This window comes from Microbacterium sp. UBA837 (assembly GCF_002296025.1).
Lineage (GTDB): Bacteria > Actinomycetota > Actinomycetes > Actinomycetales > Microbacteriaceae > Microbacterium.
In genome coordinates this window covers 23,378-32,541 of record NZ_DBHD01000093.1, presented here as the reverse complement: position 1 = coordinate 32,541, position 9,164 = coordinate 23,378, and the positions used below count along the sequence as shown (strand labels likewise).

General features: G+C 66.2%; 5 protein-coding genes. 3 read left to right on the top strand and 2 right to left on the bottom strand.

Going from position 1 to position 9,164, the window contains the following annotated elements; all coding sequences use genetic code 11:
• Positions 1 to 185 precede the first annotated feature (185 nt).
• Positions 186 to 320 carry a hypothetical protein gene (locus B3587_RS06995; RefSeq protein WP_292727453.1) on the top strand — a complete coding sequence of 45 codons (135 nt, stop codon included), beginning with the start codon at positions 186 to 188 and terminating at the stop codon, positions 318 to 320.
• Positions 317 to 511 carry a hypothetical protein gene (locus B3587_RS06990; protein ID WP_292727451.1) on the top strand — a complete coding sequence of 65 codons (195 nt, stop codon included), beginning with the start codon at positions 317 to 319 and terminating at the stop codon, positions 509 to 511. Before B3587_RS06995 ends, B3587_RS06990 begins: the two co-directional genes overlap by 4 nt.
• 15 nt (positions 512 to 526) lie before the next feature.
• On the opposite strand, the gene B3587_RS06985 is transcribed toward B3587_RS06990, so the two are convergent.
• Together B3587_RS06985 and B3587_RS06980 are read right to left on the bottom strand one after the other, a co-directional pair.
• On the bottom strand, positions 527 to 1,918 hold the full coding sequence (locus tag B3587_RS06985) for a sugar transferase (RefSeq protein ID WP_292727449.1): 1,392 nt from the start codon (positions 1,916 to 1,918) through the stop codon (positions 527 to 529).
• Between the two features lie 76 nt (positions 1,919 to 1,994).
• Positions 1,995 to 2,819 carry a DUF2690 domain-containing protein gene (locus tag B3587_RS06980; RefSeq protein ID WP_292727447.1) on the bottom strand — a complete coding sequence of 275 codons (825 nt, stop codon included), beginning with the start codon at positions 2,817 to 2,819 and terminating at the stop codon, positions 1,995 to 1,997.
• 265 nt (positions 2,820 to 3,084) lie between these two features.
• Between B3587_RS06980 and B3587_RS06975 the strand changes: the two genes are divergently transcribed.
• A complete protein-coding gene (locus tag B3587_RS06975; RefSeq protein ID WP_292727445.1) occupies positions 3,085 to 9,147 on the top strand; it encodes an Ig-like domain-containing protein in 6,063 nt (2,020 codons plus the stop codon).
• The last annotated feature ends 17 nt before the right edge of the window (positions 9,148 to 9,164 follow it).

Here is a 9,164-nt window from a genome sequence, read left to right as displayed (position 1 = left end):
GCGAGTGTGGCCGGGTCGGCGCCCGGGTCGTGGAGGGCAGCGGCGAGCACGATGAGAGCTCGTTTGTCGGTCATCGGTCCTCCTTGAGGCGCGTTATGGCCAATGGCATTAATGTGCCACGTCCGGTGGGTAACGTCGGCCAGGCGCACGCGCCCGCGTGGCATGTGGACCGTCGAGGAGGAACCGTGAGCGAGCAGCCTGCACAGAATCAGCCAGCTGAGAAGAAGTGGACGGTGGGGCGGATCGTGCTGGCCGGCATCGGTCTTGTCGCACTGGGTCTCGCGGCGTACTGGATCACGTACGCGCTGCTGCTGCAATGAGTTCGGGTTCGGCTCAGCGGTCGGGCGTGGCCACCGGCATCGGGATCGCGCTGGGCGCCGGTCTTGGCGCGGTTGTGGGAGTCATCACGCAGAACATCGGGCTGTGGCTGCCGGTGGGCCTCGGGATCGGCGTCGCGATCGGTGTGAGCCTGGACGCTCGCACATCGCGGTCGCGTCGCGACGGTCACTGAGGAGCGTGCGACGCGTCACCGGGCTGCGCGGCCGAGGAGGGCTGCCTTGGCGGATTTGATGACGATCGCGACGTCGCCGATGAGGCTCCAGTTCTCGACGTAGGAGAGGTCGAGGCGCACCGCGTCCTCCCACGCGAGGTTCTCGCGGCCACTGATCTGCGACAGGCCCGTGATGCCTGGTTTGACCAGGAACCGACGCAGTGAGGCGTCGGTGTAGGTCTCGACTTCGCCCGGCAGGGGTGGGCGGGGGCCGACGAGCGACATGGTTCCGCCGATGACGTTGAACAGTTGCGGAAGGTCGTCGAGGGTGTGGCGGTGCATCCACCTGCCGAGGGCCGTCGGCACGGTGCCGTCGTCGTCCTCGCGAGCCGTGCGGAACGCGAGCATCGTGAACGGGCGGCCGTGATAGCCGATGCGGGTTTCGCGGACGCAGACGCGGCCCGGCGACGAGAGCTTCACGGCGAGGGCGAGGATGCCGAGAAGTGGGCTGATCACGACGACGGCGACAAGCGACACGATGAGGTCGGACATGCGCTTGCCGAAGCGTTGGCCGGGCGAGAACCGCGGTGTCTCGACGTGGACGAGGGGCAGGCCCGAGACGGGTCGGGTGTGGATGCGGGGTCCGGCGACGTCGGCGATGCCGGGTGCGAGCAGCAGGTGCTGGCGGCCGGCTTCGAGGCTCCACGAGATCTGCTTGACCTTCTCGGGCGGGAGAGCGTCGCTGCTGGTGACCAGCACAGTGTCGGCGCCGGTGTCGGCGAGGACGCGGGTGAGGTCGTCGAAGGTGCCGAGGACGGGGATGTCGGCATCCGTCGTCGGGATGCCCGCTTCGTGGTCGTCGGGCGGGAGGCAGGCTCCGACGACGAGGTAGCCGGTGTCGCGGCGCTGCTGCAGTTCGTGGCCGACCTGGGCGACTGACGCCGGCGATCCGATGAGGATGACGCCGGAGGCGCACTTTCCGACGCGTCGTTTGGCGACGAGCCACTGGCGCCACAGCCATCTGACGAGCAGGAGCAGCAGGATGCCGGCGGGCAGGCTGATGAGCAGGTAGCCGCGGGCGATGTCGACGCGGAAGAGGAATGCGACGATCGCGATGACCCCGAACAGGACGAGGGAGGAGTCGATGACGCGGACGTATTCGGTCATGCCGGTGCCGACGACGCCGGGCGTTCGGGTGTCGGCCAGGCTCAGGGCGAGCAGCCACAGGGCGACGAGGATCGCGGAGGTCAACCAGTACGACACGGCGGTGAAGCGCAGGTCTCGCAGGAGTGAGAGCTGCGCGTTGCCGGTGCCGAACCACACGATCTGGGTACCGTAAACGACCCACACCAGAACGACGGCGTCGCTGATCAGCAGTCGTGTGCGGTAACTCTCATGCCACGGTCGTGGCTCACCCGTGGAGCGCACTCACCCAGCCTTGCACACGCCGGTTGTTCACCGGCGCGACACCGTGGGTTTGAGAGAGAGCGGTGACTCAGCCGGCTCAGATACAGAGCGGATCGCCGAGATCGATGCGCTTCCCGTCGACGGTGAAGCTGCCTTCCGCGCAGATCAATGTGTCATCGGAGGGGCGAACAATGAGACCCGTATAGGCTCCTTGAACGTCTTGTTCGACGACGTCTATACGGTCGGGTCCGTCGGGAGCAGTCTGCGGGTAGAGAGAGATCGAGACCGTGTTGCCCATGGAGAGTCCGTCGTAGCGGGTAATGCGACCCCACCCTGCCTGGCACTTGTCAGACCAGATGATCTCGAGCAGCGAGTTATCGGCTCGCGTGTCGCCGGTGGCAACTTTGGCATCGTCGATGCACTCTGTCTGCGCTGGATCGGTGCCGTTTGTCACCTGGATGCGGGCCCGCGATGACTGTGCGCTGACCTCGGCGGCCACGAGCGAGGGTAGGAGCAGCGCGGCGGCGACGCCGGCCACGAGCAGGCCCCCGGCGAAGGCTCCCAGCCCGATGAGGATCCCACCGCGGCGCGTGAGCGGGCGCCCTGCTCTGGTGTCGGGCTCCGAGTTATCGCCGTCGGCATCACCGCGCAGGGTTCGTGCGAGGCTGTCACGACGCGAGAGCCACGCGTCCTGATCGCCCTGACATGCGTGCACAAGGGCATCGACCGTGCGCTCTGACGGAAGGGTCTTACCGGCGAAGGCATCCGAGATGACGGTGCGCGATATGCCGGTCTCGGACTGCAGTCTCGCCAGGGTTGGGCTCCCGGCATCCAGTTTCAGGCGACGCAGGTCAGCCGCGAATTTCTCGACCGAATCCGCGGTTGATTCGCTGTTCGAGGTGTGATCAGAGTCCGTTGTCATGCTGCCCCCCGGCATCGTTCGGTCCTCCCCGCCCAGTACACAGATATACCACGCACGCATTTCCGAGATCGCGCGCTGTGTAACGCGCGCGGCAGCGATCCGAAAAATCCGGATGCGTCCGATCCGACGAATCCGGCGGCCGGTTCGCCCGCCTGCCTGCTTCACTCGTGCCCGAGAGCCGTATGGGGAATATTCCCCATACGGCTCGGCGGTGGTGATCAGGTCTACTGGTCCCACTGGGCGGCGTATGCGGGGCACCATGCGCATGACAACACGTCGGGGGCTACTTGTCTTTTCTGGGGATGTCACTGTGCGGGATTTCTTTGCGGACCTGATGCGTAGACGCGGCGCGCTCGCGTCGGGCGCGACGCTCGCTGCGACCGCGCTGGTGATCTCCACGTTGGCAGTCATCTATCCGGGTGTTCCCACCGCTGACGTGAAGCTGGATGACGGGGGCGTGTGGGTTACCAAGAGCAACGACCTGCTCGTCGGTCACCTCAACTACCCGTCGCGTCTTCTCGATGGCGCCGCGCGAGCGCGCGCAGGTGAGTTCGACGTGCTTCAGGATGCCGCGACGGTCATCGTTCACGATCAGACCAACGCGACGCTCACGCTCGTCGACCCGGCGACCGTCGAGCTTTCAAACCCCACTGCGGTGCCCGCAGGCGCAGATGTTGCCTTGGGTGGAACGACGATCGCGGTGCGCGCCGGCAACGCTTTGCACATCCTCCCAGCCGATGCACTCGCAGGTGCTACCTTCGCCGAGGATGCGGCTACCGCCGAAGTCGGGGCGGGCCGTGGGGTCGCCGTGTCGTCTGATGGTGACTACGTCTTTGCAGTGTCCGCCGCCGAGGGGACGTTGACGCGCGTTGCAACGAGCAGTGCCGATGGTTCGTCCAGTGACGCCGTCATCAGCTTGGATGGAATCGACAGAAGCGCGCGCGTTCAAGTAGCAGCGATCAACGACAGCGCGGCTGCCTTCGATGCCGATACCGGCACTCTGTACCGTCCGGATGGCTCCGCGACAGTCATTCCGGATGGCGAGGACGGTGTGCTTCAGCGCTCTGGTGCGGGGCAGGATGCGGTGTTCGTCGCCACCCCGAGCGCGCTCGTCCGTGTGCCGCTGGGCGGTGGCGACCCCGAGGTTGTCGCCGTCGTCGGCGGCGGCGCCCCCGCGGCTCCCGTATGGCTCGCAGGCTGCGCCTACGCAGTGTGGAGTGGAACCGGTGCCTACGTGCGCTCGTGCACGGGTGACGCTGAGCCGGCCGTGAAAGAGATCGATGTCGCGCCAACCGCAACGCTCGTGCTCCGCATGAATCGAAGGGTCGTCGTCGTCAACGACATCAGCGGTGGAACGGTCTGGGTCGTCGAAAGCGAGATCGAGAAGGTCGACAACTGGACTGACGTCACTCCTCCCGCTGACGACAACGCCGACGAGGAGGAGAGCGAAGACGAGCAGCCCCAGTACGAGTTGCCCGAGCGCTCCGCCCAGAACAATCCGCCGGTCGCGGTGGATGACGAGTTCGGCGTGCGTGCGGGGCGCACGGTGCTCCTGCCGGTGACCGAGAACGACACCGACCCAGACGGCGACCTCCTCAGCGCGACGGCTCTGGATACTCCTGCGGGAGGGTACGCCGTGGCATCCGTGTTGGGCGGTGCATCCCTGCAGGTTTCGGTGCCTGCCAACGCGAGCGGCGCGACCTCATTTTCGTACGAGGTCGATGACGGGCGCGGTGGTACTGATCAAGCCACGGTCGCGCTCACCGTGCGGGACGCGAGCTCCAACGAGGCGCCCGCGCAGAGACGCGTCAACACCGTGCAGGTCGAGGCTGGGGCCTCGATGTCGTATGGCGCGCTCGATGGCTGGATCGATCCTGACGGTGACGACATCTACCTCAAGCGGGCCACCGTCGAAGGTGGTGACACCGTGAGCTATCGCAGCAACGGGGTCATCGAGTTCGCCGCGACCAGCGGCCAAGCGGGAACCAAGGAGGTCACGCTTGTCGTCTCGGATGGGCGGGACGAGGCCGAGGGCGTGTTGCGGGTCAACGTTCGTCCCGAAGGCTCGCTCGACCCTGTTGCGAACTCTGACCGCGTTACGACCGTGGCGGATGTTCCCGTCGTGGTCTCGCCTCTGAGCAACGATCTCAGCCCGAGCGGCGAACTGCTGCGACTCTCGAAGGTCGACGCGCTGCCGGGGATCACCCTGACGCCGAACTACAGCGAGAACTCGTTCGAGTTCGCGTCGAGCACACCGGGTACGTACTACGTGCAGTACCTCGTGACGGACGGCCCACGCTCGGCCGTCGGGCTCGTGCGGATTGACGTGCTGGATGCGTCAGCGACGAGCCAGCAGCCGGTGGCTGTGCGGGACCTCGCCCTCTTGCCGACAGGTCGCGATGTGCTCGTCGATGTCCTCGCCAACGACACCGACCCCGGTGGCGGGATTCTTGTGGTGCAGTCAGCGAAAGCGCCCAGTGGGTCGGGGGTTTCCGTCGAGGTGCTCAATCACAGTGTGCTGCGCGTGACCGACCTCGCGGGATTGTCGAAGACCGTGACACTCACCTACACGGTCTCAAACGGCACCGACAGTACCTCCGGTGACGTCGTCGTGCTACCGGTTGCCCTTCCCGAGAAGCTGCGTCCCCCGGTGGCGGTGGAGGATCGGGGGATCGTGCGTGTCGGCGATGTCGTGACGATCCCGGTTCTCGCCAACGACTATCACCCCGACAGCGACACGATCACCCTGTCGCCGGAGTTGGTCGAGACGGATGTCGCAGACGCCGATGCGATCTTCGTGGCGGGGGAGAGCATCCGATTCCAAGCCGGCGACACTCCGGGAACCGTGCACGCGACCTACCAAATCGAGGACTCGCAGCAGAACCGCACCGCGGGCTACGTCACGATCCAGGTGGTGGCCGAGGATGAGGGCACGAATTCGCCGCCGCGGCCGACGTCTGTGACGGCTCGTGCGGTGGCCGGTTCGACAGAGCGCATCGCGATTCCCCTGGATGGCATCGACACTGACGGTGATTCGGTCGAGCTCGTCGGGCTGTCTTCCTCTCCCACGAAGGGACAGGTCAGCGTCGGCGACAGTTGGCTCACCTACGACGCGTTCCCGGATGCCGCCGGCCGCGACACGTTCACATACCTCGTTCGTGATCGTCTGGGCGCGACGGCAGAGGGAACGGTCACGGTAGGGGTCGCGCCGGCCGGTTTCGAGAACCAGCCGCCGTACGCAGCCAAAGACACTGTCGTGGTGCGTCCCGGGCGCGCGGTAGCCGTCGCGGTCACAGCCAACGATTCCGACCCTGACGGTGAAGACATCACACTCAGCGATCAGCTGGAGACGGGAGCAGGAATCGACGCATCCGTCGCTGCAGGCCGGGTGCTCTTCACCGCTCCCGCTACCGCGGGTGACTACACCGTGACGTACACCATCTCTGACACGTACGGTGCTCAGGCGCAAGGCTCCTTGCTCGTGCGGGTGAGTCCGGATGCTCCCCTGCTTCCTCCGATCGCGCGTGACGATCGCGCAACCATCCACGACATCGCCGACGACCTCACCGTTTCGCTCTCGGCGCTCGACAATGACGAGGACCCCGATGGCTCGATCGCGGGGCTGACAGTCGCTGTCGCCTCGGAAGACGCGACAGTCGCAGCAGACGGTACCGTCACGCTTCCCGTGCTGCCCAGCGCGCAGGTCATCCGGTACACCGTGACCGACGAGGATGGGAACGTCGGGAAGGCGTTCATCTTCGTTCCGGGGTCTGACTCTCTCGTGCCGACGCTGTCGAGCGATACGCCGATCGTCGTCGACAGCGGGGAATCGGTGGAGATCCGCTTGGCCGATCACGTGCGTGTGCGGACGGGGAAGACCCCCCGGGTGGCGACGGCTGACTCCATACGCACGGCTCACTCGGATGGATCGGCGCCGCTCGTTGACGAGGTGACGCTGCAGTACACCTCTGCTGCGGGGTGGTTCGGATCGGACTCGATCGGCGTTCTGGTGACCGACGGTTCGGGTCCTGACGACCCGGAGGGTCTCTCGGGCTACGTCATCATTCCGATCACCGTGCTGCCGACCGAGAACCAATCGCCCACGATGCGGAACGCGGCGGTGAAGGTCGCTCCCGGTGAGGAACCGGCGACGCTCAACCTCGCCAAGCTCGCGTATGACCCTGACGAGGGCGACCTCGAGAAGCTGAGCTTCTCGATCGATGGTGCGGTGCCGGACGGTTTCGAGGCATCGATCTCGGGCGACACGCTGACCGTTTCGGCGGCATCCGACACACCGGCCGGAACCGACGTCGAGATCACCATCACCGCCAGTGATGGGACGTCAGAGCCGGGGCAGGGCAGCATCGCCGTGACGACGGTGACGAGTCAGCGGCCGTTCGCGGTGGCCAACGATGACATCATTGCGCAGGCGAATCAGGGTCAGACGCAGACCGTCGATGTTCTTGCGAACGACTTCAACCCGTTCGCTGATCGGGGGCCGCTCACGATCGTGAGTGCACGGGTGGATGCAGGTCGTGGGGATGCCGTCGTCCAGGGTGACCGTGTCGCGGTGACACCCGCCGGCGACTTCTTCGGCACGATGATCGTGACCTATCGCATCGCGGATGCCACGAAGGCCGCCGACCGCGAGGTCGAGGGGCGCATCCTGCTTACGGTGCAGGGCCGGCCGGACGCGCCGGGTACGCCCGCGGTGACCTCTATCCAGGACCGCACCGTTGTGCTGTCGTGGACCGCGCCCGCCAACAACGGTTCCGCGATCACGGAGTATCGGGTCTCGTCCCCGCAGGGGTACTCGCAGACCTGCGCGTCGACGACGTGCACCCTCGACGGGCTGACCAATGACGTCGAATACACCTTCACGGTCGTTGCGGTCAATGCCGTGGGCGAGTCGGACCCGTCGCCGTCGTCGGCGCCGGCGCGACCCGATGCGCGTCCCGACACCCCTGGTGCACCGACCACCGTGTTCGGTGACGGGCAGATCACCGTGAACTGGTCGACGCCGAACTCCAACGGTTCCCCGGTGCTGAGCTACAACCTCGAGATCTCGCCCGCCCCGGCTGTCGGTTCGCTGCAGAAGACGGGCGTGACGGGTAACTCCCTGACGTGGACAGGGCTCGAGAACGGCGTGGCCTATCAGGTACGCGTGCAGGCCGTGAACCGCGCTCCTGACCCGTCGGACTGGAGTGGCTACTCGGCGACCGTGATTCCCGCGGGTGTTCCGGATGCTCCGGGTCAGCCGGTGACAACCGCGGCGACGCCGGTCGGTTCGCAGGCGCAGATCGCCGTGTCGTGGACCCCACCCGCGGACACGCATGGTGACCCGGTGGCTGACTACACGGTGAGCGTCAAGCGCGGGGGTTCTGTTCTCACGACAATCGTCACGTCAGGTACGAGTCAGAACGTCGTGGTGGACACCAGTGAGACCGACTACACGTTCTCGGTGACGGCCCGCAATAAGGCGGGGAGCTCGCCGGCGAGTGCGGATTCGGCACCGCGCCGGGGCGCAATCGCTCCGGGAGCACCGCAGAATGTCACGATCCAGCCGCTCGACGGCGCGGTTCGGGTTGCGTTTGTTCCGGGCGCGGCGAATGGCAACAGGCCTGGCGACATCACGTACCGGTACCGCGTCAATCAGACCGGAGCGCAAGGCACGCTATCGGCGAGCGGCGGTGACATCGGCGGTCTGTCGAACGGTTCGACGTACTCCGTGACCGTCTGGGCGGAGTCGTCGCTCGAGGGCGTCGCCCGTAGCGGTGACGCCGTGTCGCCGGATGCGGTTCCATTCGGCAAGCCGATCATCAGCAACTTCACTGCCGAGCGGCAGGACAACGCGGTCAAGTTCACCTGGACAGTGAGCGCGAACGGCCGGCCGATCACCGCGTCCTCGGCGCCGGTCGGTGGCGAAGGAACGCTGACCTGGACGGCGACGGGACTCCAGCCGAGCCAGAGTTCCACCCTCAACCTCAGCTACACGAACGAGGCAGGCGTGACGACTGGCGAGCAGACCGGTCAGGCGAACGACCCGCCGAAACCTTCGATCAGCAGCGTCTCGAAGGGTGGCGCCGCCCCAGTGGGATCGTTCATAAAGGTCCACCTCAGCAACGGCTATACGGGCACGCTCTGCGTCTGGGCCGATGGCAAAGACGGTGGTGGGAACTGGGCATCCTGGGCCGACAACCGCTGCTACAACACGGCCTTCGAGAACGGCGTTGGACAGACCCCTTTCTTCGGAGACAACGCCTATCGCGGCAAAGCGCTTCGGATCCGAATCGATGGCTATTCAGAGCTCGTCACGAGCATCTGGTGACCGACCCAGGGAGACCA